The 25,201-nt window shown below is 59.1% G+C and carries 23 protein-coding genes and 1 tRNA gene; 17 read left to right on the forward strand and 7 right to left on the reverse strand.

All coding sequences use genetic code 11. The features are described 5' to 3' along the window. Positions 1-9: 9 nt before the first annotated feature. Together QM649_RS04525 and QM649_RS04530 are read left to right on the forward strand one after the other, a co-directional pair. Positions 10-864, forward strand: a complete 855-nt coding sequence (locus QM649_RS04525) for an acetyl-CoA carboxylase carboxyltransferase subunit alpha (RefSeq protein ID WP_415197824.1) — start codon at positions 10-12, stop codon at positions 862-864. A gap of 70 nt (positions 865-934) precedes the next feature. After that, the gene (locus QM649_RS04530) at positions 935-1,972 is read left to right on the forward strand and encodes a lysostaphin resistance A-like protein (protein ID WP_415197825.1); all 1,038 of its coding nucleotides are present in this window, start codon (positions 935-937) and stop codon (positions 1,970-1,972) included. Positions 1,973-2,020: 48 nt separating this feature from the next. Here the strand turns inward: QM649_RS04530 and ribA are convergent, their stop codons facing one another. After that, complete coding sequence (gene ribA, locus QM649_RS04535) at positions 2,021-2,674, reverse strand: GTP cyclohydrolase II (RefSeq protein WP_415197826.1); 654 nt, start codon at positions 2,672-2,674, stop codon at positions 2,021-2,023. 74 nt (positions 2,675-2,748) lie between these two features. Between ribA and QM649_RS04540 the strand changes: the two genes are divergently transcribed. After that, positions 2,749-4,095: a sensor histidine kinase gene (locus QM649_RS04540; protein ID WP_415197827.1), complete on the forward strand. Its 1,347-nt coding sequence runs from the start codon at positions 2,749-2,751 to the stop codon at positions 4,093-4,095. On the opposite strand, the gene bshA is transcribed toward QM649_RS04540, so the two are convergent. From bshA to QM649_RS04555, 3 genes are all read right to left on the reverse strand, one after another. Further along, the gene (bshA, locus tag QM649_RS04545; RefSeq protein WP_415197828.1) at positions 4,053-5,207 is read right to left on the reverse strand and encodes an N-acetyl-alpha-D-glucosaminyl L-malate synthase BshA; all 1,155 of its coding nucleotides are present in this window, start codon (positions 5,205-5,207) and stop codon (positions 4,053-4,055) included. The two genes, QM649_RS04540 and bshA, sit on opposite strands and share 43 nt — an antisense overlap. Positions 5,208-5,343: 136 nt before the next feature. After that, positions 5,344-8,016: a M14 metallopeptidase family protein gene (locus tag QM649_RS04550; RefSeq protein ID WP_415197829.1), complete on the reverse strand. Its 2,673-nt coding sequence runs from the start codon at positions 8,014-8,016 to the stop codon at positions 5,344-5,346. Between the two features lie 154 nt (positions 8,017-8,170). Then, the gene (locus tag QM649_RS04555) at positions 8,171-9,223 is read right to left on the reverse strand and encodes an NAD(P)-dependent alcohol dehydrogenase (RefSeq protein WP_415197830.1); all 1,053 of its coding nucleotides are present in this window, start codon (positions 9,221-9,223) and stop codon (positions 8,171-8,173) included. Between the two features lie 153 nt (positions 9,224-9,376). On the opposite strand from QM649_RS04555, the gene QM649_RS04560 reads away from it, so the two are divergent. The 6 genes from QM649_RS04560 to QM649_RS04585 all read left to right on the forward strand — a co-directional run bounded on the left by QM649_RS04560 (position 9,377) and on the right by QM649_RS04585 (position 17,019). After that, positions 9,377-10,309, forward strand: coding sequence for an AraC family transcriptional regulator (locus QM649_RS04560; protein ID WP_415197831.1), 933 nt, complete (start codon positions 9,377-9,379; stop codon positions 10,307-10,309). 195 nt (positions 10,310-10,504) lie between these two features. Continuing rightward, positions 10,505-12,034: a phytoene desaturase family protein gene (locus tag QM649_RS04565; protein WP_415197832.1), complete on the forward strand. Its 1,530-nt coding sequence runs from the start codon at positions 10,505-10,507 to the stop codon at positions 12,032-12,034. Continuing rightward, positions 12,031-13,926, forward strand: a complete 1,896-nt coding sequence (locus QM649_RS04570; protein WP_415197833.1) for an aldehyde dehydrogenase family protein — start codon at positions 12,031-12,033, stop codon at positions 13,924-13,926. The genes QM649_RS04565 and QM649_RS04570 overlap by 4 nt, the downstream gene beginning before the upstream one ends. A 31-nt stretch (positions 13,927-13,957) precedes the next feature. Continuing rightward, the gene (locus QM649_RS04575) at positions 13,958-15,466 is read left to right on the forward strand and encodes a phytoene desaturase family protein (protein WP_415197834.1); all 1,509 of its coding nucleotides are present in this window, start codon (positions 13,958-13,960) and stop codon (positions 15,464-15,466) included. 3 nt (positions 15,467-15,469) lie between these two features. After that, on the forward strand, positions 15,470-16,546 hold the full coding sequence (locus QM649_RS04580; RefSeq protein ID WP_415197835.1) for a glycosyltransferase: 1,077 nt from the start codon (positions 15,470-15,472) through the stop codon (positions 16,544-16,546). After that, positions 16,543-17,019: a hypothetical protein gene (locus QM649_RS04585; protein WP_415197836.1), complete on the forward strand. Its 477-nt coding sequence runs from the start codon at positions 16,543-16,545 to the stop codon at positions 17,017-17,019. The genes QM649_RS04580 and QM649_RS04585 overlap by 4 nt, the downstream gene beginning before the upstream one ends. Before the next feature lie 16 nt (positions 17,020-17,035). On the opposite strand, the gene QM649_RS04590 is transcribed toward QM649_RS04585, so the two are convergent. After that, positions 17,036-17,125: transfer RNA gene (locus tag QM649_RS04590), tRNA-Ser, on the reverse strand. A 174-nt stretch (positions 17,126-17,299) separates the two neighbouring features. Between QM649_RS04590 and QM649_RS04595 the strand changes: the two genes are divergently transcribed. Continuing rightward, complete coding sequence (locus tag QM649_RS04595; protein ID WP_415197837.1) at positions 17,300-18,604, forward strand: MATE family efflux transporter; 1,305 nt, start codon at positions 17,300-17,302, stop codon at positions 18,602-18,604. A gap of 31 nt (positions 18,605-18,635) precedes the next feature. On the opposite strand, the gene QM649_RS04600 is transcribed toward QM649_RS04595, so the two are convergent. After that, positions 18,636-19,052, reverse strand: coding sequence for an Rrf2 family transcriptional regulator (locus QM649_RS04600; RefSeq protein ID WP_415197838.1), 417 nt, complete (start codon positions 19,050-19,052; stop codon positions 18,636-18,638). A gap of 210 nt (positions 19,053-19,262) precedes the next feature. On the opposite strand from QM649_RS04600, the gene QM649_RS04605 reads away from it, so the two are divergent. Continuing rightward, entirely contained in the window at positions 19,263-20,060 is a 798-nt protein-coding gene (locus QM649_RS04605; RefSeq protein WP_415197839.1) for a TIGR00282 family metallophosphoesterase, read from the forward strand. Positions 20,061-20,120: 60 nt separating this feature from the next. Beyond that, the gene (map, locus tag QM649_RS04610) at positions 20,121-20,879 is read left to right on the forward strand and encodes a type I methionyl aminopeptidase (RefSeq protein WP_415197840.1); all 759 of its coding nucleotides are present in this window, start codon (positions 20,121-20,123) and stop codon (positions 20,877-20,879) included. Between the two features lie 52 nt (positions 20,880-20,931). Here the strand turns inward: map and lysS are convergent, their stop codons facing one another. Further along, positions 20,932-22,560 (reverse strand): lysine--tRNA ligase, encoded by a 1,629-nt coding sequence (lysS, locus tag QM649_RS04615; RefSeq protein WP_415197841.1) that lies wholly within the window; start codon positions 22,558-22,560, stop codon positions 20,932-20,934. Between the two features lie 136 nt (positions 22,561-22,696). On the opposite strand from lysS, the gene QM649_RS04620 reads away from it, so the two are divergent. From QM649_RS04620 to QM649_RS04640, 5 genes are all read left to right on the forward strand, one after another. Further along, the gene (locus tag QM649_RS04620) at positions 22,697-22,933 is read left to right on the forward strand and encodes an AtpZ/AtpI family protein (RefSeq protein WP_415197842.1); all 237 of its coding nucleotides are present in this window, start codon (positions 22,697-22,699) and stop codon (positions 22,931-22,933) included. Positions 22,934-23,019: 86 nt separating this feature from the next. After that, positions 23,020-23,412, forward strand: coding sequence for an ATP synthase subunit I (locus tag QM649_RS04625; RefSeq protein ID WP_415197843.1), 393 nt, complete (start codon positions 23,020-23,022; stop codon positions 23,410-23,412). A gap of 27 nt (positions 23,413-23,439) precedes the next feature. Next, the gene (atpB, locus tag QM649_RS04630) at positions 23,440-24,180 is read left to right on the forward strand and encodes a F0F1 ATP synthase subunit A (RefSeq protein WP_415197844.1); all 741 of its coding nucleotides are present in this window, start codon (positions 23,440-23,442) and stop codon (positions 24,178-24,180) included. Positions 24,181-24,308: 128 nt separating this feature from the next. Next, positions 24,309-24,614, forward strand: coding sequence for an ATP synthase F0 subunit C (locus QM649_RS04635; protein WP_415197845.1), 306 nt, complete (start codon positions 24,309-24,311; stop codon positions 24,612-24,614). Positions 24,615-24,768: 154 nt separating this feature from the next. After that, entirely contained in the window at positions 24,769-25,131 is a 363-nt protein-coding gene (locus QM649_RS04640; protein WP_415197846.1) for a CsbD family protein, read from the forward strand. The last annotated feature ends 70 nt before the right edge of the window (positions 25,132-25,201 follow it).

Raw genomic sequence — 25,201 nt, forward strand, 5'->3', positions numbered from 1 at the left:
CATGTTTCTATGACTGATCACGCTCAAGGCACTGCACCGCATTCCACCCCCGGCGTTGAAACCGTCCCTGCTGCATGGACCAAGACAGAGTTGGCGAGGCATCCGCAGCGTCCTAACCTCATGGACTTCATCGACGCGATCTTTACGGATTTCAGCGAGATTCACGGCGATCGTCTCTTCGGCGATGATCCGGCAATGACCTGCGGCTTCGCCCGCTTCGATGGCGAAGAAGTGATGGTCATTGGAACGCGCAAAGGCCGCGCTACCAAGGAAAAGATGGCGCGCCGCTTCGGGATGCCGAATCCGGAAGGCTACCGGAAGGCTCTCCGGTGCATGAAGATCGCGGAGAAGTTCAGACGCCCGATTCTGCTGATCGTGGATGTGCCTGCGGCCTATCCTGGCGTGGAAGCAGAAGAGCGCGGTCAGGGTGAAGCGATTGCCCGGAATCTGCTCGAGATGGCGCGCCTGAAGGTGCCGACGATCTCGGTGGTGACTGGCGAAGGTGGATCGGGCGGAGCACTCGCTCTCGCGGTCGCGGATCGCGTACTTATCCTCGAGAATGCAATCTATTCGGTGATTCCGCCTGAGGGCTGCGCTGCTATTATGTGGCGCGATGCCAGCAAGCGCGACAAGGCTGCCGAAGCGATGCGTGTCATGGCGAAGGATGTGAAGGAGCTTGGCTGCGTGGACGATATCGTTCCCGAGCCAGGTAACGGCGCTCATGAAGATCCTGCGGTGGCGGCGGAACTGCTGGCGGAGAAACTGCGTTGGCATCTAAACGAGCTGAGGTCGTTTTCGACCGACGAGCTGCTGAAGCGGCGTTACGAAAAATTCCGCAACATCGCGCAGTTCTATACCGCCTGATGCAGCTTGTTTTCATCTCCTGGCAGACGAAGTATGTTCCCGGGCGCATGTTCCATCGTCAGGTGACGATATGAACCAGCGCTCGCGCTTCCGCGCATTTCTGTGGTTTCTCATTGGCGCATGCTACTTCTATGTTGCGCGCGACGTAGCGGTTCGCATTGCGCTGGGGCTCGGTTCGGGCGTATGGCTGGAGCTGATCAACCGTGCGGTGCTGCTTATCCTGCTGATCGCCGGTTATGCCGGTATGGCGTACGTAGGACAGAAGCAGCGGACGCCGATCAAGCTGATGGGGCTTGCCCGGCGCAGTGGCTGGCAGCGTGAGGTCGGGCTGGGCGCGGCTATCGGCTGGGGCGGCATGGTGGCCTGTGTGTTGCCGGTTGCGCTCTCCGGCGGCCTGATCGTGACCTTCTTCACGGGGTGGGCGCAGCTCCCGCTGCTGGTGCTGGATGTGGCGATCCTTGCCATTGCCGCGCTGGCCGAAGAAGTGGCCTTCCGCGGCTATCCGTTCCAAAGGCTGATCGAAGCGATCGGGCCGGTACCGGCCACGCTGCTGCTTTCTGTGGTATTCGCGCTGATCCATCTCGGCAATCCGGGATCGACTGCGGCCAGCACCTTTGTTACTTTCCTCGCTGGATGCCTTCTCTCGGTCGCGTGGCTCCGCACGCGCGCTCTGTGGGTGGGCTGGGGATTCCATCTGGGATGGAATATCTCGATGGGCATTCTCTTCGGGTTGCCGATCAGCGGGCTTACGAACTTCTCGCCGGTGATCCTAAGCAACACCTTCGGCCCCGCCTGGCTAACGGGCGCTGACTACGGTCCGGAAGGCAGCGCGATCTGCGTGCTGGTATTGCTGGCGTTGCTGGTCGTGGTGACCGTGGCAACTGGAGATCTGAAGCATCTGTATGCGCAGCCTGTGGTTGTACCGGGTGGTTTTCCGGTCGACCTGGATGCGATCGCTCGCCGTCAGCACGAAGCAGCCATGGGGCCAGCCGAGCCTGTTGCTCCTCAGCTGATACAGATCGGCGGGATTGCAGCGGCGCCTCGCTCAGAAAGCACCATCCCTGCACCAGCAGAAAACCCTGCCCCGAATCCTCCGCAGGAAAGCTAAAGGGTTCAGGGCAGGGCGGTATTCGTAATCGTTTTGGTTGCTTGCCGGCTACTTCACCGGCTGCGGGTCGATGAGGTGTCCCATCTTGTCCCGCTTGACCTGCAAATAACGCTCAAACGTCTTTTCCGGCTCGATTTCCGCCGAGATACGTTCCACGACCCGGATGCCGGCTGACTCCAGCGCGGCGACCTTTTCTGGGTTATTCGTAATCAACCGGACGGCGTGAATTCCCAGCTTTTTGAGGACTTCCCCGGGAAGCTCGAATTCACGGCAATCCGCCTTGAAGCCGAGTTCGAGGTTCGCCTCGATCGTGTCCAGACCCTGATCCTGGAGCTCATACGCCTTGAGCTTGGCCATCAGCCCGATGCCGCGGCCCTCCTGCTGTTCATAGAGCAGGATCCCGGTGCCTTCTTCGACAATCTTCGAGAGCGCAAGCTCCAGCTGCTGGCGGCAGTCACAGCGCAGGGAGTGAAACACGTCACCTGTCAAGCACTGCGAGTGGATGCGGACGATCGGCGGAGCTGCATGAATGTCGCCCATAACCAGCGCCACGGCACCTTCAACGCGCAACGCCGGGGCGGTCGTACCTTCCCTGCATGGTTCAGGAGATACGACATCTCCTTCAAATCCGAGGATGCGGAAGTGCCCCCAGCGGGAAGGGAAATCGGCGTCCGCAACCTTTCTAACGTTCTGCAAAGGCATAGTTACATTATAGATGCGGCTTCCGGCGCTTCGATGCAGAGGCGAGGCGGCCAGCGCGGCGTTAGAGTAGAGATGTGACCGATTCGCGGCTCATTTTTATTACGTTGCTGGTGAAGCTCGGCGTTGCAGCTGCCGTTTCGAGCGCACTTGCCCGCTCCCGTAGCTTCCAGAATCTCCTCTTTACAAGCCGCCGCCGAACGGCGCAGCTCCTCGGCCTGCTGGCGTTTGTCTGCATTCCTCTCGGGCTCGGTGTCTGGATGCGCTTCACCGTCCCGAATTTCCTTGCAGCAGATATCTCATTCGAGACAACGGTACTGCTGGGGATTCTCCTGGGTCCACTAGCGGCGCTGCTGGGCGGCGCCTTTCTGGCGCTTCCAGCGTTGCTGCACCATGAGTACCTCGCGCTGCCGTTCAATCTTGCTGTGGGTCTTACGGCCGGACTCTTTGGCAAGTTCGTGGATGAGGACGAGGTCTGGTCATTTTCTCCATTTGTCGATCTGAGCATCTATCGCTGGATCCGGCGCAACCTGCGCCGGCCGCGTTTCGACCCGCAGATTTTGCTGATGCTGCTGATCATCGGCATGGAAGTCGGCCGTGAATGGATAGCCCGGGCCTATCCACGGTGGCTGTTCTCACTCCATCCTCCGTCATGGGGAGCACGGCTGGCGATCTGGTTTGTGGCTCCAGTCGTGGTGGGCATTCCGCTGAAGGTATGGAATGCAATTCGCACCGAGCGCTCACTCGAAGAGCAGAAGCGGCTGGTGCTCGAAGCACGCCTCGACGCGCTGCAGAGGCAGATCAATCCGCACTTTCTCTTCAATACATTGAACTCGATCGCGTCGCTCGTTCGTTTCCGGCCTGAACAAGCCCGGGAACTGATCGTAAAACTGGCGAATATCCTGCGTGCACTTCTGAGGGACCACGACTCTTACATCCTCCTGCGGGAGGAGCTGAGCTTCACCGAGGATTATCTGGGCATCGAGGTCGTTCGATTCGGCGCAGACAAGCTGAAGGTGGTGAAAGAGATCGACACGCGGACACTGGACTACCCGGTGCCGAGCATGCTGTTGCAGCCGCTGGTAGAGAACAGCATCAAGCATGGGTTGGAGCCACGTATCGGCGGAGGAACGATTACACTGCGCAGCCGCCTTGAAGGGGACCGCATGATCATCGAAGTGGAAGATGACGGCGTCGGCATCGCGCCGGGCCGTTCCCACTCAAGCGGAGTGCTGCGTGGGAGCGGCATCGGCATGAAGAATGTGCGTGAGCGGCTGGAGGTGCTGTATGGCGGGGGCGCTCTCTTCGACATAACGAGCAGGCCGGGCCGAGGCACAAAGGTGACCGTGATCGTTCCGGTGGCGGGCGAGGGGTTTGAGACTCAGATCGTGACGCCGGCGGCCCGCTCTACGACACGCTCGTAGTATCTCTCGTACAGAGGAATAATTTTCGTCGCGCAGTAACGCTGCTGCGCCGTTTTACGAGCGACGGCAGCCATCGCAGCATGCTTTGTGTCATCACTCAGCAGGTCGATGGCAGCTTTTGCCATGCCATCGATGTCACCTACAGCGAAGAGCCGGCCGTTTTCGCCGTCTTGTACGAGTTCAGGCACTCCGCCCACAGCAGTTGCGATCGTTGGCACGCGGCAGGCCATGGCTTCAAGCGCAGCAAGTCCGAAAGACTCCATTTCGCTCGGCATGACCATGAGATCGGCGAGAGGCAGGAGATCGTTGACGCTGGCCTGTTTGCCCATGAAGTGAATGCGATCCTGGATGCCCTCACGGCGTGCCAGCCATTCTGCCTGTGAACGGTCCGGACCATCACCGACCATCAGCAGTTTTGCGGGGACTTGTTTTACCACTTCGGCAAAGACCTTTATTACGTCGACTGCGCGCTTTACAGGGCGGAAGTTCGAGAGATGGACGAGGATCTTCTCGCCAGGCTCCGCGAACTGGGCGCGTCCAGCCTCGCGCACCTCGGCACTGAGCGGCGTGTAGACATCGCAGTTGACGAAGTTTGGGATGACTTCAATTTCACCCTTCACCTTGAACTGCTGCAGCGTCTGCTCGCGCAGATAACTCGAGATGGCGGTGACGCCGTCGCTCTGATCGATGCCGAAGCTGGTAATCGGCAGGTAAGAATGATCGAGGCCAACGAGGGTGATGTCCGTGCCGTGCAGCGTGGTGACGAATGGCAGGCGTCGATTGCGTTCGGCAAGCATCTGACGCGCCAGGTATGCCGAGATGGAATGCGGAATTGCGTAGTGCACGTGCAACAGGTCGAGCTTGTAGTAGGCCGCGACCTCAGACATGCGCGTTGCGAGGGCGAGATCGTAGGGAGGGTACTCGAAGAGCGGATAATTCGAAACCGGAACCTCATGGTAAAAGATGCCGTGTTCGCGACCTGTGAGGCGGAAGGGCTGTGAATAGGTGATGAAGTGGACTTCGTGTCCGTTCGAGGCGAGCTCGATGCCGAGCTCCGTGGCCACCACGCCACTGCCGCCGTAAGTGGGATAACAGGTAATTCCAATCTTCATCGTCGTTCGCCGTGTTCCTTTGGACGCGCGACCGGGCGCGGAAGATGCAAGGTTCCGCGCCCGGGGCTTGTTACACGCTCCTGAAGGAGTGTACCCCGCAAGCCTGAAGGCGAGCGGAGCTTATGTATGCGGCGAGTCAACGGCGCATGTCTGCATCGTCCTCCCCAGATTTATGAGCTGGACTCTTCTCCGCGGGCTCCCTGACTGCTTCGACGAGTTGAAGATTGCCGAAGTCCGGGGCGTCATAGCGGTAGAGCGTGTTCATGAAGAACTTGTATGCGCCGTGCGACTCGGCTCTCCATTGTGGTTTGAAGCCGTAGAGGAAGACATGTCCCTTGCCGACAGACACTTCAACTGCCGCAGCCTGACCTTCGATCTTTTCAGGATGCAGAAGCACGCCGCTCTCCAGTGGATTGATGCCCTTCGGGTAACGAGCCAGGATTGCGCCTTTGAAGCCAGGTTTGACGGCGAAGGCCGGACCTTTCTCAAACATGACGATAGGATTTTCCGGGAGCCCCCAAACGGCAGGGCGTGAGCGATCGGCCAATTCGACTCGCAGCAGTGCTCCGGAACAGAAGAACTGATCGGGGCCAGCTCCTTCGAGGATATTGCTGACCGGAAGGCCGAGCAGGTCGATAACGGCGGAGGCCGCATCGTTGAAGGCTACAAGGTTGCCGCCCTGCTGCACGAATTGCCGCAAGGCCTCAACCCCGCTGTTGTCGATGCCGCCTGAATACTGGCTGGGCACAATTCCGGGCTTGAAGCCATCGAGAAGAACGCTCTTCGCAATATCAGGCAGGATGATGGTATCGAAACGCGACTTGAGATCGCCGGCCTTCATGCCTGCGTTGTAGATGCTGACCGGCGCAAAGTTGTACTTCTCGAGAATCCAGCGGGTCCAGCCTTCATCGATCGATGGGTCCCATGGGCGATAGAGCCCGACACGGGCCTTGTGGAGAGGAATGGCCTCACCACTCTTTGAGGTGGAGACCGCGGATACGCCCCACTTCTCGGCGATCGTTTCGAGGTTGGCCTTGCTTATGCCGTTGACGAGGAATGCGCCGGTCTCGCTGCCTTCGCTCGTTGGAATCGACGCGCGCGAAAACGAGACGGAGCCTCCTGCGGCGAGGATGTCGTTCACCGCCTCAAAGCTGGCATTCGATTTATGGCTGAGGGCGAAGACTGGCCCTGCACCTTCGACCGCGCCTTTCGGAGTAGCGACGGTGGTGAGGAGTTCGAGGTGCGCACGCTCTTCGCCGGAAACAGGATCCGTGACCGCATCTGCGCGGACGCCCATCTGCATAGGGAGCGTCCAGCCGGTCACGTCATAGGGTAGCGTGACTGGCTTGCCGGAGTTGCCATCGAGAATGGCCTGGGGATAGTGCTGTGGCTCAAACAGCTCCTTCACGAGATTCGACCACGGTTGATCCATGAGCACGACCCATGATCCGGCAAGATAATCGATGCCATTTGCGTGAAAGGGCTGCTTCGCGACATGCACCTCGATGCCGTTCTTCACTAGTACGTCGGCGAGCTGCGCAGCCTCAGGCGTGTCCGTCTGCGGATTGGGAAGGACATAGGCATAAGGCGGATTGTGCTGATAGTGATCGATGTTGTCATGCGCTGCCTGCCAGCGGTTGTAGAGCATCTGCTCGTGATACTTCGCGGCGGTGTCGAGCACGGACATAGAGCCTGCGACCATGTAGCGCACCGCATCTCCCAGGCGCCACCATCCGCCCTGCCACGGATCGGTGTACATGGTAAGCGCTTTGAGGTCCTGCGACTCCTTGGGGAATTCATCGACCGTATAAAAGCGCGGCGTGGCGTAGCGATAGAGCGCGGTTTCGGTGAAGAAAGAGACTTCATTGCGGAAGACGCTGGTGAAATCGAGGAAGCCTGGGTACCAGTTGTCGAAGCGATACTCCGAGATCGCGCCGGGCATGTGCTGCTCCTGCAGCGACGCAGACATCTGCGTACCGACGACGTTCAGCCAGCTGCGCATGTAGGGGCTGATGTTCGACGAGATCGGGTCGGAGAACGGAGGTATCCAGATGCGTGCGGGAAAGGGCGCGGTCTGGTGCTGGCAGTAGAAGATGGCCGGGCTCCAGTCCATCTCGGCCTTGGTGACCACCTGCGACTCGATCATGTTTTGCATATAGCCGTCGCGGTTGTTGTCGTGGCCGGCATAATCCTGGAAGAGCCATGGCATTGGGCTGACTTCATACTGCGTGCCGAGATTCTGGCGATACCAGTGCACAACCATGTCCTGCCCGTCAGGATTGAGCGTGGGCCACAGTACGAGGATGACGTTGTTCAGGATGGCGTCGACTTGCGGATCGTTTTGCGCTGAAAGCAGCTTGTAAGCCAACGCCAACGAGTGCTGGCCGCCGGCGACCTCGTTCGAGTGCAGCCCGCCGTCGATGTGAACGATGATCTTCGAGCTATGAGCGAGCTCACGTGCCTGCGCGTCAGTGAGACCGCGGGAATCCGCCAGCTTGCGGGAGTCTTCTTTATATTCGTCCAGGCGCGCCAGGTTATCGGGCGACGAGATGACAGCGATTTCGAACTCGCGGCCCTCGGTCGATTTGCCGACGGAGAAGAGCTTGATGCGGTTGGAGCTTGCGGCGAGCGCGTGAAAGTAGCGGATGGAGTCTTCGTAATCGGCGAGGTAGAAGTCATCGCCTGGGGTGTGTCCGAGGACCGAGACTGGCGTCGGTACTCCGGTTTGCGCGAACGAAGGTGTGAAGGGAATCAGCGTCACAAGCAATGGCAAAATGCCGGACAGACAGCGGCGCGAGCGGAAAGGCATGGCACTTCCTCTGAATGCGGGATGGACTTATCCTCGCATCCGGAGGCAGAAGCGCAAACATATTTCCGTTCCACAGTCCTATCGAGGTGCTTGACGCAAAGAAAAGCGCGCAAAGCAACTCTGGCTTCGCGCGCTGTAGGAAATGCCTGCCTGACTACTTCTTGAGCGAGGCCATGTCGATTACAAAGCGATACTTCACATCGCTCTTGAGCATGCGCTCATAGGCTTCGTTGATGTTCTGGATGTCGATGGTTTCGATGTCGCTGACGATGTTGTGCTCGCCGCAGAAATCGAGCATCTCCTGGGTCTCAGCGATGCCGCCGATGAGCGAGCCCGCGAGGCTGCGGCGCCCCATGATGAGGCTGAAGGAGGCGACAGGGAGCGGCTTCTCAGGCGCGCCGACCAGCACCATCGTGCCATCCACCTTGAGCAGCGACAGGTATGCGTTCAGGTCATGATCGGCAGCGACAGCGTCGAGGATGAAATCGAAGCTGTTGGCGTGCTTCTGCATCTGTTCGGCGTCCTTCGAGATGATGACTTCGTCGGCGCCGAGACGCTTCGCATCTTCCGCTTTATTGGGCGACGTAGTGAAAAGCACGGTGTGCGCGCCCAGGGCATGCGCGAACTTGAGTCCCATATGACCAAGTCCACCGAGCCCGACGATGCCGACCTTCTGGCCCTTGCTGACCTTCCAGTGGCGGAGCGGGGAGTAAGTGGTAATGCCGGCGCAGAGCAGCGGCGCGGCAGCCGCGGGATCGAGGTTATCCGGCACACGCAGAACGAAGGCTTCGTCCACAACGACGCTATCCGAGTAGCCGCCGTAGGTCATGCCGCCCAGGTGCTTGTCCGGGCTGTTGTAAGTGAGGATGGGAAACTGGACGCAGTACTGCTCGAGACCAGCCTGGCAGCTGGGACAGGTCCGGTCAGAGTCGACCATACAGCCGACACCGACAAGATCGCCTTGCCTGAACTTCGTGACCTTGGAGCCCACCGCGGTAACACGACCTACAATCTCATGGCCCGGCACGACGGGGAATACGGTGTTCTGCCATTCATTGCGGGCAGTGTGCAGATCGGAGTGGCAAACGCCGCAGAAGAGAATCTCGATGGCGACGTCAGTATCGGTGGGGGTGCGCCGCTCTAGGGCAAAAGGCGCCAGCGGAGAGGTTGCCGACTGCGCCGCGTACGACTTCGCAGAAGTAGACATGCTGATTTTTTATCCTTCCTTGCGGCCCGAATGCGAGCCAGTCTTATCAAAAACGATGGTCGCGAAAAAATCCATACACAGACCTGCGGCAAGCTTGCCTGATTCTCCAAATCCGTTGGCTTCCGGTGGGAATGTGAATTAGGCTTGAACAAAATGGATCTTATCGAACAGAATCGCCTGCGGATGGTAGACCTTCTTGCGCAACTGGCTCAGCTGGAGGGCATGCGGCCTGCACCGGTGGAGGGCGTGCGCCTGATGCGCGTAAACTGCTCCAGCTGCCGTGTGCCGGTGATGTATGAGCCGAGCATCATCATCATCGCGCGAGGCCGCAAGCGAGGCTTTCTGCACGACAAGGTGTTCCATTACGACGCACGCAACTATCTGACGCTGACCGTACCGATGCCTTTCGAATGCGATACGGAGGTCTCCGAGGATGGACCGTTTCTCGGCATTGGTGTGCGTATCGATCTGGCAGTCGTGAATGAGATTCTTATGCGCATGGAGCCGCCTGCAAGACCCTCGCTGGTGGTGGCGCCGGAGCATACCGTGAGTGCCACGCCGATGGACGCGGAGCTAAGTGGCGCGGCGGTGCGCCTGCTGGAATGCATGCTCCATCCGCTGGACGCGAGTGTGCTTGGGCCGCAGATCGTCAGGGAGATCACCTACCGTGTCCTTCGTGGCCGCCAGGGTGGTGCGTTACAGTCACTGTTACTTATGGATAGCTCGAGGCTGCAATTGCACAGGATTCTGCACCGGATGCATTCAGACTATGCCGAGACCCTCGAAGTTCCGGAGCTGGCGCAGGAGGCGGGCATGAGTATCTCCGCGCTGCATCATCACTTCAAGGCCATGACGGGGACCTCGCCTCTGCAGTATCTGAAGGCGGTGCGTCTGCACAAGGCGCGCATGATGATGGTGCAGGATTCGCTGAGCGCTGTGACCGCCTCGGAACGTGTGGGATATCAGAGTGCCTCTCAGTTCAGCCGTGAGTTTAAGCGGCTCTTCGGCAGCTCTCCCGTGGAAGAAGTTCAGCGTATGCGCGATGCGCTGCATGAGAATCTCCGTCCGGCAGCAATGGCGGGTTAAGCTCTGCCTCGAATCCTCACCCGCCACAGTCTGCTACTCCCAGCCTGTCTCAATTGCGGTGCTCTCCGTGCCCGAGACCCGCATCTTGGCAAAGTTTGATCCGCTGGACTTCTGCCCCGCAGATTTGCAGCCTCATCGAAGAGGCTGTCCGGGGCAGGCATCGGGAGTGCCGAAAATCGACATATAACCATGGAAATGGGATCGAAGACGATCGTAGTCGTGGGCGCAGGCCCAGGTGGACTTGCAGCCGCGATGGTGCTGGCAAGCCGGGGATTTGAGGTAAAAGTCTTTGAGAAGCAGGCTAGGATCGGCGGCCGCAATGCTGAGATGGAAGTAGGGCCTTATCGCTTTGATCTCGGCCCGACATTCCTCATGATGAAGTACCTGCTCGATGAAGTGTTTGAGTCAGCAGGGCGCAAGTGCGCTGACTACCTCGATTGCCGGCTTCTCGATCCAATGTACAGGCTGAATTTCGCCCACCGATCCATGCTGGTGTATTCCGATCCCGTACAGATGCGTGCGGAAATTGAGCGCGTTTTTCCCGGGGAAGGTGCGGGGCTGGAGCGGTTTCTCACGGTGGAGGAGAAGAGGTTCCGAAAGCTCTACCCCTGCTTACAGAAGCCATACGACGGCGCCCTGAGCTTGCTAAGCCCGACGCTCATGGCAGCGGCGCCTTACATTGCAGCCGGCCGTTCGCTCTACGATGTGCTGTCCGATTACTTCCGCTCGGAAGAGTTGAGGCTTGCATTCACGTTTCAGTCGAAGTATCTCGGAATGTCGCCGTGGGACTGTCCGGGGCTATTCGCGATGATCCCGTATACAGAGCATGCGCATGGGATATATCACGTGATGGGCGGACTGAACCGTATCACGCAGGCCTTTGCGCAGGTGGCACGCGAGCATGGTGCAGAGATTCACACCTCGTGCGGAGTAAAGCAGGTATTGCTTCGGCATAAGCAGGCCTGTGGGGTGGAGCTTGAAAACGGCGAACGCATTATGGCCGACGAGGTCGTAATCAATGCAGATTTCGGTCAGGCGATGCGGACGCTCTTTCCTGGTGAGGCACTGGGCAAATACGAGGTGGGGAAGCTCGAGAAGCTGAAATATTCGTGCTCGACTTTCATGATGTACCTCGGTCTGGACAAGCTCTATCCCGAGGTGGAACACCATACGATTATTTTCTCGCAGGACTATAAGAAGTGCCTCGAAGACATCACCCGCAATAAATGCATCTCCGAAGGTCTTTCGGTCTATGTTCGCAACTCGTCCCCTATCGATCCCGCATGCGCACCAGCAGGGCACTCTGCTCTTTATGTGCTCGCACCGGTACCCAATAACACCAGTGGCATCGATTGGCATGTGCATAAGTCTTCGTACCGGGAGATGATGCTCGACATACTTGAAAAGCGCAGCGGCCTGCGCGATTTGCGCAATCACATTCAGCAGGAGCTGATCGTGACGCCCGAGGATTGGGAAGAGAAGATGTCTGTCTTCCTCGGGGCAACGTTCAATCTCGGCCACAGTTGGGATCAGCTTCTTCTCTTCCGCCCTCACAACAAGTTTGAGCTCTTCGATAACACATATCTGGTTGGAGGAGGCACCCATCCCGGTAGCGGTCTGCCGACAATCTTTCAGTCGGCGATTATCTCTTCCAATTTGATCTGCGATAAGTATCGGGTTGCATACGCGGACCCGCAGCCCTTTCATGAGGCGCGAATCGCGTGACGGATTTTGCCGCGGACGGGAGCGCTGCACAACGGATGCAGGCAGCACGCCATGCACAGACTGCGTGGGCAAAGCAGACCCTGCATGAAAGAGCCTCGGTGCTCCACCGCTTGCGGCATGTAATTGCTGCCCGGATCGAGGAAATCGTCGCGGTGATACAGGACGAAATCGGCAAGCCGCCGTTGGACACGCTGGCCGGGGACATTCTTGTGACGCTGGAGCAGATCCGCTTCGACTCTCGCCACGCGCGCGAAGTGCTTTCACCCAGGCATCTCAAGTCCTCGAAACTTTTCTTTGCCCGAACTCGCTTTCTGGAATTGCATCAACCGCATGGGGTCGTCCTGGTGATTGCGCCGTGGAACTACCCGCTGCAACTGTCACTGGTTCCGGCTGCAACCGCACTGCTTGTAGGAAATGCGGTGCTGCTGAAGTGCAGCGAACACGCGCCACGAACGGCGAAGCTGATACAGGAACTGCTCAGGGAAGCGGGGCTGCCGGACGAAGTGATACAGGTCTCGTGGGAGGGGCCTGCCGGAGCAGCGCTGCTGTTAGAGGCGCAGCCGGACCTTGTGTTCTTCACCGGGAGCAGCGCGGTCGGCCGGGAGATCGTAGCACGTTGCGGGGCCTTGCTAATCCCATCCGTCATGGAGCTGGGAGGCAAAGACGCAGCGCTTATCTTTGCAACGTGTGAACTAGCGCGCACGGTGGAAGGCGTGCTCTATGGAGTTTTCTCGAATTCAGGACAGGTTTGCGTGGGCATCAAGAGACTCTACGTAGAGCGCGCGATCTACGGGCGCTTTCTTGAAGGCCTATTGTCGCGCATGCGGGAACTCCGAATCGGCAAAACCGGCGATGCAGATCTAGGAGAAGTCTTTGAGCCGGCCCGCAGACGGCTGAGCATGCAACTCGAGGACGCAGTGAAGAGAGGTGCCAGGCTGCATCGTACCCACAGCGACGCGCAGGGAGAGTTTTCTCCCGTGGTGGTTGCGAACTTACCTGCCGACGCCCGTCTCTTGACCGAAGATTCTTTTGGACCGGTGGTATGCATCTTCTCGTTCGATACGGAAGAGGAAGGAATCCGTATGGCGAACGAGTCGCCGTTTGCCTTGAGTGCCAGCGTGTGGACAGGAGATCGGTCTCAAGGTGAGCGAGTCGCGATTGCCCTGCGCGGCGGCAGTTGCGCGATCAATGATGTGATTCGGAATATCGGAAGTCCCGAAGCCGCGTTTGGCGGCAACGGCGACAGCGGCAGTGGCCGTTATCACGGATTGGAAGGCATCAGAACGTTTTCGCGCGTCAAAGTAATCATGACGAACACTCACCCCCGGCGAACGCTCCGCAATTGGTTCCCCTTCTCCACGAGGACGTATCAGCAGCTTGCAGGCGTGCTGCGCTTCCGTCACGGCTCCGGCTCGATTCGAAGCAGGTTCGCGGCATTCCGGCGATCATTCATGGGGCTTACGCTCATCGCCACGGGCCTTTGCCTGATGCCGCTGGCTTTCGGACAGGATGGCGTTGGAACACTGAGCGTGGATGTGTTGCTTCCTGCGCACGCTCAGGGACAGATTGCCTACCTCGTGTTTACTTCAGCCGAGGGCTTTCCCGACCATCGCGAGAAGGCGCTGCTGCACGGATTTGTCCCGTTGACCCATGGTGATGCTGACCAACAAAAGATCAATCTCGGAGCGCTGAAGCCAGGAAGATATGCGGTGAGTGTTTTTCTTGACGAGAACTCCAACGGAAAGCTCGATCACGGCTTCATGGGCATACCGAAGGAGCCTGTGGGAGCCTCGAATAATCCGAAGGGCCGAATGGGCCCGCCGAAGTTTGATGAGTGTGTCTTTGAACACGGCAGCGAAGCGCAGGACATTTCGATCCGCCTCGTGCATTGATGCGGATGGGGTGCGAAGGTGTGGGTGAAACGTGAGGCAAGACATAACCGGGAAGCGTGTTGTAGTGATCGGCGCAGGACTTGGCGGCATGACTGCCGCGATTCAGCTGGCGCGTGAAGGCTATCAGGTCGACCTGCTTGAGAAGAACGGCAACGTGGGCGGGAAGCTCAACCTGCATCGTGAAGCAGGATTCAGCTTCGACCTTGGCCCGTCTATCTTCACGCTGCCTGATATCTTTCGTCCTGTTTTTGAGGGTGACGGAAGGCGACTCGAAGATTACGTCACGCTTGAGCGGCTCGATCCGCAGTGGCGGAATTTTTTTGAAGACGGAGTAGTTGTCGATCTGTGGGAAGACTCGCAGCAGATGCGCCGCCAACTCGCAACCCTTGGCGAAAATGCGCTGCAGGATTACGAGTCCTTCTGTAACTACGCGAAGCTGCAATACAGCATCATCGAACGCGGGTATTTCGATCGTGGCCTCGATACGTTTTGGGATTTTGTAAGGTTCTACGGAATCAAGAATGCCAAGGGGCTCGACTACCTGGGGACGATGGCTTCGGGAATTCGGAAGCGAGTTCGCGATCCTTACCTGCGCGATATCTTCGAGTATTTCATCAAGTACGTGGGGTCTTCTGCGTATGACGCACCGGGCTTCATGAACCTGATGCCGAATATTCAACTCGAGTTCGGGTTGTGGTACGTGAAAGGCGGACTCTACGAACTCGCCAGGGCGTTTGAGCGCAGGCTTACGGAGACTGGCGTGCGGGTTCATCTGAATCAGAAGGTCCTGGAAATCGAAAAGGCGGAAGGGCATGTCACCGGTGTTACGACACAACGACAGGATGGCAGCTCTGTGAGATTGTCCGCCGACTACGTCATCTCAAATATGGAGGTGGTGCCGGCGAACAGGGATTTGCTTCGTGAGTCTCCACGCAGGCTGCGAAAGCTTAGTCGCTATGAGCCGGCATGCTCAGGGATCGTGGTCCATCTAGGGCTCGACCGCACATACCCGCAGCTCGCACATCATAATTTCTTTTATGCGAGCGACCAAAAGCGGCACTTTCATCGTGTATTCCGCGAGAAGCGATTACCGGACGATCCCACGATCTATCTCGTAGCGCCCACAAGAACGGATCCTTCGCAGGCGCCGCCGGGATGCGAGAACATCAAGATCCTGCCGCACATTCCATATCTCAATGAGAAGCACCCTTACACCTACGAGGATTGTGTCGCGCTGAAAGAACTGTGTTTCGATAAGCTCGAGCGCATGGGGCTTACCGATCTGCGAAAGCATATCGTTGTCGAAGATTTCTGGACGCCTTTTGATATCGAAGCGAAGTATCTTTCAAACGGTGGCTCCATCTACGGTGTAGTGAGTGACAGGTGGCGGAACTTCGCATTTAAGGCGCCTAAACAGAGCCCTCACTACCGCAACCTGTATTTTGTAGGCGGCAGCGTGAATCCCGGCGGAGGTATGCCGATGGTGACACTGTGCGGACGGCACGTGGCGCGGCTGGTCGTGGAATCTGCGTCGAGCTGAGCGATGGCGCTCTTGTTATTCGCACTGTGCGGCGCCGGGTTCGGAGCAGGTTGGATCCTGCTGCGTAAAGTGCCAACGGCTGCGCCCCTACCGGAAAGCTTTCAGCCGCCGCAGGTAAGCATCATCATTCCTGCACGAAATGAAGCGAGTACGCTCCCCCGGCTGCTGGATTCCATCGCCGCGAGTAGCGCGCGTCCGTGGGAAATCATTGTTGTGGATGATCAGTCCACGGACGCGACAGCAATGATTGCGGCAAAGGCGGGCGCTCGAGTCGTATCTGCGCCTGCATTGGAGGCCGGTTGGACAGGGAAGAGCTGGGCCTGTCATCACGGAGCACTGTTTGCCGCTGCCGCTGCACCTCTCCTATTTTTTCTCGATGCGGACACGTACTTTGTGAAAGATGGTTATGCACGAATCGTCAGGGAATTCTCGGCACTGCCGAAAGGCGCAGCGCTATCGGTCTTGCCATACCACCGGATGAAGTCCTGGAGTGAGCAGCTATCGCTCTTCTTCAACGTGATCACGGCTATGGCGGCTGGAGGATTTACAGGAGCGGCATCGCCGCTTCTCTTTGGGCAATCACTGCTCATCTCGAAAGAACTCTACTTTGCCGCAGGCGGCCATGCCTCGATCCGTGGTGAAATTCTCGAGAACCTGCATCTCTCTTCGTGCATCAAATCTGCCGGCGGTCAATGCCATACCCTGGGAGGACGTACGGCGCTGGAGATGCGGATGTTTCCGCACGGTGCGCGCCAGCAAAATGAGAGCTGGCGTAAAGGCTTTGCGGCCGGGGCGAGCGCGGTGCGTCCTCTGGTTCGCGCGCTCAGCGCAACGTGGCTCGGAGGTCTTGCCCTGAGCAGCCTGCTTCTCGTTCTGTCGGGAGCCCATTGGACCAGCTGGATAATCTATGCGCTTCTTGTAGCCCAACTCTCGATTCTGGCGCGGCAAGTTGGGAATTTTAATTGGATGACGCTGGCGTGCTTTCCTGTATCGCTTGCGTACTACATGCTCATCTTCACGCAGTCAGCATGGAGGCGGGCGACAGGCAAGGCTGTGACCTGGCGAGGCCGCTCGCTGTGAGTCCTGCACGCGTCATTCTGCTGAACTGCATCGGGTGGCCGGCGCTGCAGCTTTCGCTCGCATGGGGAATGGGATGCCTGCCTGCACGGTGGTTCGCGAAAGAGGCCGCATGGTCGCGGGTGTGCCAGTGGGAGAGCCCGCTCTATCGCAGAGTTCTAAGACTGCGCAGCTGGAAGCATCGATTGCCCGATGGCGCATCGTGGTTCGCAGGTGGCTTCGCCAAGAAGAAGCTGGAGATGAGGAATCGGGAGTACCTCATGCGATTTGTGGCTGAGACCCGGAGGGGAGAGCTTGCGCACTGGCTGATGATCGCCTGTGTCCCGCTCTTCTTTGTATGGAATCCGCCGTGGGCATGTGTTGTTGTCGCTTTTTATGCCCTGATCGCGAATTTGCCGTGCATCATCGTGCAGCGCTACAACCGCGCGACACTGCTTCGCGTGCCGAAAAATACGTATAGAGATAAAGCGGAATGATAGAAGCAAAGATGGCTGGCGGAGAGTGTGGGATTCGAACCCACGGTAGGATTTCTCCTACACACGCTTTCCAAGCGTGCGCCTTCAACCACTCGGCCAACTCTCCTACTTCTTTAGTGACTATAACATAGCTCGCCCTCGCTGCACGACGCAGCTACAATCTGGAAATCGTTTTAAGAGGACGATTTTCTTCATGGAGAATGAGGGCAGCTCCACCGAACATTTGATCTTTGATGAGCCCACGAATAGGCGTCCAAATCTAGGCGCGGAACTTCGGGCATTGCTCTCCCTCGCGATCCCGGTCGCACTCTCAGAGATCGGATGGATGACCATGACGGTCGTCGACGTCGTCATGGTTGGCAAGCTGGGGCCGTCCGCGATCGGCGCTGTCGGGCTTGGAAACGCCATCTACTACGCGCCATCGATCTTCGGCATCGGGCTGCTTCTCGGCCTCGACACGCTGGTCTCCCGTTCGTGGGGCGCGAAGGATTTCGACGACTGCCATCGCTCGCTCGCGCAGGCAATGTACATCGCACTCGCATTCACGCCTCTCCTCATGGCGTTTATTCTCGTCGCGGGTCCGCTGTTTACCGGGCACGGCGTGGATCCTGTCGTCGGGTTACTAACCAGGCAGTACGTTGGACTGCTGAATCTGGGTACGCTGCCGCTGCTGGTCTACGGAGGGTTCCGCCGCTATCTGCAGGGAGTCGGGCGGGTGCGTCCAGTTACCTTCGCGCTGATCTCGGCGAACCTGGTGAACCTCCTCGGCAACTGGATCTTCATCTATGGAAAGTTCGGGATGCCAGCGATGGGTGTCCGTGGATCAGCTTGCTCGACCGTCTTCGCACGTATCTACATGGCGGCGGTGCTGGTCTTTTTCGCATGGAGGCATGAGCGCCGACGCGGACATTCCCTTTTTGCCCACTGGCCGGCACCGGACTGGGTACGCATCCGTGCGCTGCTGAAGCTGGGAGTTCCGGCGGCGTCGCAGGTGATCCTCGAAGTGGCTGCATTTGGGACGGCGACAATCCTTTCGGCGCATCTCGACCCGGTTTCACTCGCGACGCATGAGATCGCTCTGAGCTGTGCCGCCTACACCTTCATGGTCCCGCTAGGGATTTCCGCAGCCGGCGCTGTGGCTGTAGGGCACGCCATCGGCGCAAAAAGCTCAGACCGCGCCCGCCGCGCCGGATGGATGGCGCTTGGGCTGGCCGTGGGATTTATGTCCCTGACAGCCCTCATCTTCTTGCTGGCGCCGCGGCCGGTTCTGCGGATCTACTCGCACGATCCGCGGGTTCTGCTGCTTGGTGCACATGTTCTGCTTATTGTTGCAGCGTTCCAGGTCTTCGATGGAGCGCAGACGGTAGCCACTGGAGCGCTGCGCGGCCTGGGCGAGACGCGCACCCCGATGCTGGTCAATCTGGTGGGCTACTGGGTGATAGGCCTGCCGCTTGGGGCGTGGCTCTGCTTCCACCTGCACTGGGGACTGTATGGATTGTGGAGCGGACTGACCACGGCGCTGATATTGATTGCCTTGTTGTTGACCTGGCGTTGGAGCCAGGCAGCAATACCGCAGCCTGTATAGAGAAGAAAGCAGGGCATGGGAGCCCTGCTGATTAACGAGGCGCTTTCTTCGAAACCTTCTTGAGAAGCTGGCTGAGGGTGATCTGTTCAAGTTCCTTCGCGACTGTCTTGCTGACCGACGTGAAGACCTGATCCAGTGCGGAGGTGACGCGAGCCTGCTGTGCGCCGGGGAAGCTCACCGTGTGAAAGATGCCGCCGGCATCCAGCGCGCGATGAATGTCGCTGAGTGTGATCTCTTTTGCCGGGCGAGCCAGGCGAGAGCCGCCATGCGGGCCCTTCTGGCTTTCCACTAGCTCTGCCTGTTGTAGCAGCGAGAAGACACGGCGGACGACCACGGGATTAGTGTTGAGCTTGCCCGCGACGTCTTCCGAGGTCTGCAGTACATCCGGTTCGGCAGCGAGCAGGAGAAGGGCGTGAACGCCAGTTGCGAATCGGGTATTGACGGCCATAACTGCCACGCTAACACAAGGCGACGCGAAACCCATACGTAGAAATGCGGACAGAGTGATATCCGGCGGGAAAAGGAATCGTAACAGTGCCAGATTCACAACCGGCAGTAAGCAAAGGGAGTTACCTGCTGTATCGAAGCGAGCTCCGCCAGGAAATGACTGCCTCGCCGATGTAGCATGAAGTAGACACTTTAGGAGGCAGTTACTCACTTGCGCATTCTCTTTGTAGGAGACGTCTTTGGCAGCGCTGGGCGCCGCATTGTGCGGGAGCATATCGCCCACGTGATCGCCGAGCGTGGCGTCGATCTGGTTATTGTGAACGCGGAGAATGCCGCAGGCGGCTTCGGCTGTACGCCCGCCATCGCAGAGGAGCTCTTCGATCTGGGCGCACACGTCCTCACCACTGGAAATCACGTGTGGGATAAGCGCGAACTTATCGATTACATGCAGTCGGTGCCCCCGGATAGCCACGAGCGTCCGCGCCGCGTGCTGCGGCCCGCGAATTACGTGGCAGGGACTCCGGGGCACGGCATCTACGAGGGAACGCTTCCCAATGGTCAGGCCTATGCGGTCATCAACCTGCAGGGCCGCGTGTTCATGGCGTCGAACGATGATCCTTTCCGCAAAATGGACGCGATTCTCGAGACGATCAAGGCCAAGGTGATCTTCGTGGATTTTCATGCCGAAGCCACCTCGGAAAAGGTTGCGCTGGGCTGGTATCTTGATGGCCGGGTGACGGCGGTGGTGGGAACGCATACGCACGTTCCGACGGCTGACAACCGCGTTCTTCCAGGTGGCACCGCGTATCAGACAGACGTGGGCATGAGCGGTCCGTATGAGAGCGTGATCGGCGTGGAAAAGGAAATGGTGCTGCATCGTTTTCTTACCGGTATGCCGGGGAAGTTTGAAGCCGCAAAGGGCGATCCGCGCATGGCTGCGCTGCTGATTGAATGTGACGGAGTGACGGGGCAGGCCTACACGACGCAGAGATTGCTGCTCGGAGAATAGGTCAACGAAGCAGTAAGCGACCGATTGCCCGCGGTCTCATCGAAAGAGTTAGGAGAAAGTATGTCGATCAATACCCCGGAAGAGCTGGCGGGAATGAAGGCTGCCGGCCGGGTAGTGCGCCAGATGCTTGAGGCGATGAAAGCGGGCGTGCGCTCCGGTGCAACGACGCGAGACCTGGATGAGATTGGTGCACATGTGATGCGCGAGGCGGGCGCGCGCTCCGCTCCGGAACTGGTCTACCAGTTCCCGGGCACCAGCTGCATCAGCGTAAACCAGGAGATCGTGCACGGTATCCCCAGCGACCGGAAGCTGCGTGCCGGGGATGTGCTCAAGCTCGATGTGACGATCGAAAAGGACGGCTTCATGGCCGATGCCTGCGAGACGGTCATCGTGGGGCGCGACAGCGTGGATGACGCGCCGCATGGACTGGGCGCAGATCTTGCCGCGTGCGCGCGGCGTGCCTTCGATGCAGCGCTGGTGGCTGCCCGTGCGGGCAACCGTGTCGCAGATATCGGCGCGGCTGTCGAGGGCGAGGTTCGCCGCAGCGGTTTCCATGTGATTCGCGAACTCTGCGGTCACGGGATCGGACGGACGATTCACGAGAGGCCGTCGGTTCCGAACTACGCCGATCCGTATGCGAAGACGCTGCTCACGGATGGCCTGGTCATCACCATCGAACCGATCATTGCCAGCAAATCGGCGAAGGCTTATCTCGCAAGCGATGGTTGGACCATGCGTACCAGCGACCGCGGGCTTGCTGCGCACCACGAGCACACCATGGTGATCACAAACAGCGAGCCCCTGCTGCTTACCGCATAAAGATGGCCCACCCAGGCCGGCGTGCCTGGGTGGGCCAAGCTTGCTTTGCTGATTAGTTCTCCTGCGTCTCTGCCGCGTTCTCCTGCTGTCTTTGCGGACGCAGCAGCGGGAAGAGAATGACGTCGCGGATGGAGCGCGCGCCGGTCAGCAGCATGGTGAGGCGATCGATGCCGATGCCTTCGCCACCCGTTGGTGGCAGGCCGTAACCAAGAGCTCGGACGTAGTCTTCGTCCATCTGGTGGGCCTCATCGTCCCCGCGCTCGCGCTCGCTGAACTGCTGCTTGAAGCGCGACTCCTGCTCGACCGGATCGTTCAGCTCGCTGAAGGCATTGCCTACCTCGAAGCCTCCGATATAGAACTCGAAGCGCTCCACCCAATCGGGCTCATCGGCCTTTTGCTTCGAAAGCGGTGAGACGGCGAGAGGGAAGTCGTAGATAATCGTCGGCTGGATAAGATGCTCTTCGGCGACCGTCTCGAAGACGGTGGCGATTGTCTTGCCGCGTGGCTCACCGGCCTGGAAGTCGACTCTCTCGCCGGTGGCACGCAGTCTCTCCACAAGACCAACCACGCCTTCATCGCTCTGGAAGACATCGAGCGAAGGTTTATCGCCTGCAGCCTCCGGCCAGAATTCGATGATGGCTTCACGCATGGAGAAGCGCCGCCATTTACCCAGGTCGATCTCTGTGCCGTTGAAGTGAGTGATCGTGGTGCCGTTCACTTCGTTCGCAACGTAGGTGATGATCTCCTCGGTCAGGTTCATCAGGTCGTGGTAATTCGCATAGGCCTGATAGAACTCGAGCATTGTGAACTCGGGATTGTGTTGCGTTGAGACGCCTTCGTTGCGGAAGTTGCGGTTGATCTCGTAGACACGATCCATGCCCCCAACCACCAGCCGCTTGAGGTAGAGCTCTGGCGCAATGCGCAGGAAAAGATCGAGATCGAGCGCATTGTGATGCGTCGTGAACGGACGCGCCGCAGCGCCGCCCGGAATCGACTGCATCATCGGCGTTTCGACTTCGATGTATCCGCGTGAATCGAAGAACCGGCGCAGCGCGGAGAGCAGCTTTGCACGCTTGACGAAGACATCGCGGACACGGATCGACTTCGCCGCAGGTTCGGGGACCGGCGTCTCCTCGGTGGCTTCCGCAGCTTCAGGCTCTTCGTTGAGCACGCCGTTCATGATGAGGTCGGCGTAGCGCTGGCGATAGCGCAACTCGATATCGGAAAGGCCGTGGAACTTGTCCGGCAGCGCCAGCATGGCTTTGGCCAGGAAGGTGATGGTCTCGACATGGATCGAGAGCTCGCCGGTGCGGGTGCGGAAGAGATAACCGGTCACGCCGATGTGGTCGCCCAGATCGAGCAGCTTGTAGAGATCGAAGCCGGTCTCGCCGACCGCGTCCTTGCGGACGTACAACTGGAGGCGGACGCCCTCCTGCTGGAGTTGTGCGAAGCCCGCTTTACCCTGGGCGCGAATGGCCATGATGCGGCCGGCTACGGTGACGTCGATGCGGGTCGCCTCGAGCGCCTCGCCGGTGACAGCGTCATACTGTTCGCGAATGGCCGCGAGGGTGTGCGTGGCGGCGAACGAATTGGGGTAGGCGCGCTGACCCAGCGCCTCAATCTGCTTCAGCTTTTCCTGGCGGAGCGTGAAAAGATTCCGCTCGAACTCTGATTCGAACACTGGACTTCCTTGAGTGAGATTCCTCCGCTAAGTATAACGGCGGCAAGCGCTAGGGGCCGCCACGGGAAGGTCGCTTGTGGTTCAATAGGAGAGCGACTCTGTCCAGCAGGTGTGCCGGCGGATGCAGGCTTAAACCATGGCGGACCTCAAACCCCAAAAGAACAGCAGCGGCAACCTGCAGAGCATCGCAAAAGCCGAGCGGCTGACGCAGATCGCCGTGGTAATGCCGTGCGCGGTGTTTATCGGCTGGGGTGCAGGGGCGCTACTGGACCACTGGCTGCACCAGCACTGGATCTACATCGTGGGCCTGATCTTCGGCGCGGTCGCGGGGCTGGTCGAGGCTGTCCGGCAGGCTTTAGGCGCGAAAGAATAGTCCGCCAGGGAATAGCCGGCCTCTGAATTGCCGATTTTTGGCCAATCACTCGCATACGAAACAGGACCATGACAGATATAGGCTCCATGCTGAACTTTACCGATGCCGATCTTGCGGCCACCATGCGCCGCGCCATGCGGCTTTGCGGCATCCTGACGCTGATCGCCTGCGGCGTTTTCGGCTTTACCCAGGGCTGGATTGCGGCGCTGGCCTGCCTTGCCGGCGGCATCATTTCCATTACCGGCCTCTACGAGTGGCAGCGGCTCATCTCCTTCGTAAACGACAAGCTGGACGGCAAACAGACGCCGCGCACCACCTTCCGGGTGGTCAGCATGTTTTTCCTGCGCCTGACCCTCGCCGGCGGGCTGCTGTATGTTACCCTAAAGTGTTCTCACGGCATGCCTTATGGGCTTGTCACGAGTCTAGGATTAGGCGTTGTTGCTCTCACCGTAGAAGCTGTCCGCCTACTCCGCTCCTGATCTGATATTGTTTCCAACTGGATTGTTATGCTGAGCCTACTCACTGCTCTGACGCACCTGCTGAATGTCTATTTCGCCGCGCCTCTCGTGCCGTTCCTGACGCGCCTGGGCATTCACGTCTCGCATCCGAACGCGCCCTTGCGCGACAACACGCTCACGCTCGAACTGCTCGTCATGTTCGGTCTACTGTTCTTCTTCGTGATCGCGCGGGCCTCGCTCAACGTGGAGAAGCCGGGCACGGTACAGGGTGTGTTCGAGTTGCTGAACGACTTCGTCAGCAGCCAGGGCGAAGCCATCATCGGCCACGGCTATGAGCCGCATGTGGCTTATGCCACGCTGATCCTGCTGTTTGTCGGCTGCTGCAATCTCTTCGGCCTGCTGCCCGGCATCGAGACGCCGACCGCGAAGCCCTACGTGCCGCTCGCGCTCGCGCTGCTCACATTCATCTACTACAACTGGAACGGCGTCCGCGCACAGGGCCCGATCGGCTACGTGAAGCATTTCGCAGGGCCGATCTGGTGGCTGACTCCGCTGATGTTCCCGATCGAGATCATTTCGCACCTCGCCCGCATCATGTCGCTCACTATCCGTCTTTACGCGAACATGTTTGCCAGCGACCTGCTGACCCTGGTCTTCTTCTCGATGATTCCGATCGGCGTACCGGTCGTGTTCCTCGGACTGCACTTCGGCGTTGCACTGATCCAGGCTTACGTTTTCATGCTGCTCACCTTCATCTATCTTTCGATGGCTGTCACGGTCGAGCACTAAAGAGATATCCGGGCAGCGGAATCGCGCTTCCGCCGCTGCGCTACGGAGCCGTTCAGCGTGAGGGGGCCAGCACGGTGAGCCTCAACCACCCACTGGCGGCACACTTTTCAGGGAAGCTTGGAGGAAGTATGCGTAAACTGCAATATCTGTTCATGACCATGGCATGCCTGCTTATCGCGTCGCCCGCCTTTGCCCAGACCGGTTCGGGTAGCGGTGCTGCCAGCTTGGTGCCGATCGGCGCCGGTATCGGCATGGGTATCGCCGCCGGCCTTTGCGGCGTCGGCCAGGGTAAGGCCACCGCTTCGGCAACCGAGGCGATCGCCCGCAACCCCGGTGCGCGCTCCGGCATCCAGCTTCTGCTCGTGCTCGGTCTCGCCTTCATCGAGTCGCTCACGCTCTTCACGCTGGTCGTGATCTTCCTCACCGCCAAGTAACCAGCTGCGATAAACGCAGTTCTGGGCTCGCAAAGGCCCCCGGGATCCGGGGGCTTTTTGCTGCCTGAAATCGATCCCGCCCGACGCTCGAGGCTCAGCCAACCCATTGCCCGTACAGACGCACCCTATCTGTGGTTGAAAAGGAGCACAGGGCATGAATAAGGATCAGGTAAAAGGCGCTCTGCAAAAGGCAGGCGGACACGTAGAAGAAGCGGCAGGGGCGCTGGTGGGCGATGCGGCGCTCAAGTCAGCCGGCCAGGAAGATCAGATCAAGGGCGACGCCCGCGAAGCCTGGGGCAATCTGCAGGAGGCCGGGGACGGACTGATCGATCGCGCCCGCGTAGCGAAGGCGGATGCGGAGATCAAGGCGGCGCGGGCAAAGGCCTGGGATCGCGAGCACGAGGTCAAGGTGGAGCTTCCCGCGGACGAAAAAACACCGGAAGCAAAATCGCCAGAAAAACCGGGCGAGGATCAATCGGCAGAGCAGAGCCAGGGCGAAAAGAAGAACGTTGCCTAGCCTGGCTGGCCGAGTACGGATTGGGCGGAAAGCAAAAGAGGATCCCTTGCGGGGATCCTCTTTTCGATTG

Source organism: Silvibacterium sp. (genome assembly GCF_047605705.1).
Classification (GTDB): domain Bacteria; phylum Acidobacteriota; class Terriglobia; order Terriglobales; family Acidobacteriaceae; genus Silvibacterium.

Coding starts and splice junctions, on each gene's coding strand:
- QM649_RS04565 (WP_415197832.1), top strand. CDS start 10,505: ATGGGATCGAAGACGATCGTAGTCGTGGGCGCAGGCCCAGGTGGACTT.
- QM649_RS04525 (WP_415197824.1), top strand. CDS start 10: ATGACTGATCACGCTCAAGGCACTGCACCGCATTCCACCCCCGGCGTT.
- QM649_RS04530 (WP_415197825.1), top strand. CDS start 935: ATGAACCAGCGCTCGCGCTTCCGCGCATTTCTGTGGTTTCTCATTGGC.
- QM649_RS04625 (WP_415197843.1), top strand. CDS start 23,020: ATGCTGAACTTTACCGATGCCGATCTTGCGGCCACCATGCGCCGCGCC.
- QM649_RS04550 (WP_415197829.1), bottom strand. CDS start 8,016: ATGCCTTTCCGCTCGCGCCGCTGTCTGTCCGGCATTTTGCCATTGCTT.
- QM649_RS04635 (WP_415197845.1), top strand. CDS start 24,309: ATGCGTAAACTGCAATATCTGTTCATGACCATGGCATGCCTGCTTATC.
- QM649_RS04560 (WP_415197831.1), top strand. CDS start 9,377: ATGGATCTTATCGAACAGAATCGCCTGCGGATGGTAGACCTTCTTGCG.
- QM649_RS04640 (WP_415197846.1), top strand. CDS start 24,769: ATGAATAAGGATCAGGTAAAAGGCGCTCTGCAAAAGGCAGGCGGACAC.
- QM649_RS04600 (WP_415197838.1), bottom strand. CDS start 19,052: ATGGCCGTCAATACCCGATTCGCAACTGGCGTTCACGCCCTTCTCCTG.
- QM649_RS04620 (WP_415197842.1), top strand. CDS start 22,697: ATGGCGGACCTCAAACCCCAAAAGAACAGCAGCGGCAACCTGCAGAGC.
- bshA (WP_415197828.1), bottom strand. CDS start 5,207: ATGAAGATTGGAATTACCTGTTATCCCACTTACGGCGGCAGTGGCGTG.
- QM649_RS04555 (WP_415197830.1), bottom strand. CDS start 9,223: ATGTCTACTTCTGCGAAGTCGTACGCGGCGCAGTCGGCAACCTCTCCG.
- QM649_RS04580 (WP_415197835.1), top strand. CDS start 15,470: ATGGCGCTCTTGTTATTCGCACTGTGCGGCGCCGGGTTCGGAGCAGGT.
- ribA (WP_415197826.1), bottom strand. CDS start 2,674: ATGCCTTTGCAGAACGTTAGAAAGGTTGCGGACGCCGATTTCCCTTCC.
- map (WP_415197840.1), top strand. CDS start 20,121: ATGTCGATCAATACCCCGGAAGAGCTGGCGGGAATGAAGGCTGCCGGC.
- atpB (WP_415197844.1), top strand. CDS start 23,440: ATGCTGAGCCTACTCACTGCTCTGACGCACCTGCTGAATGTCTATTTC.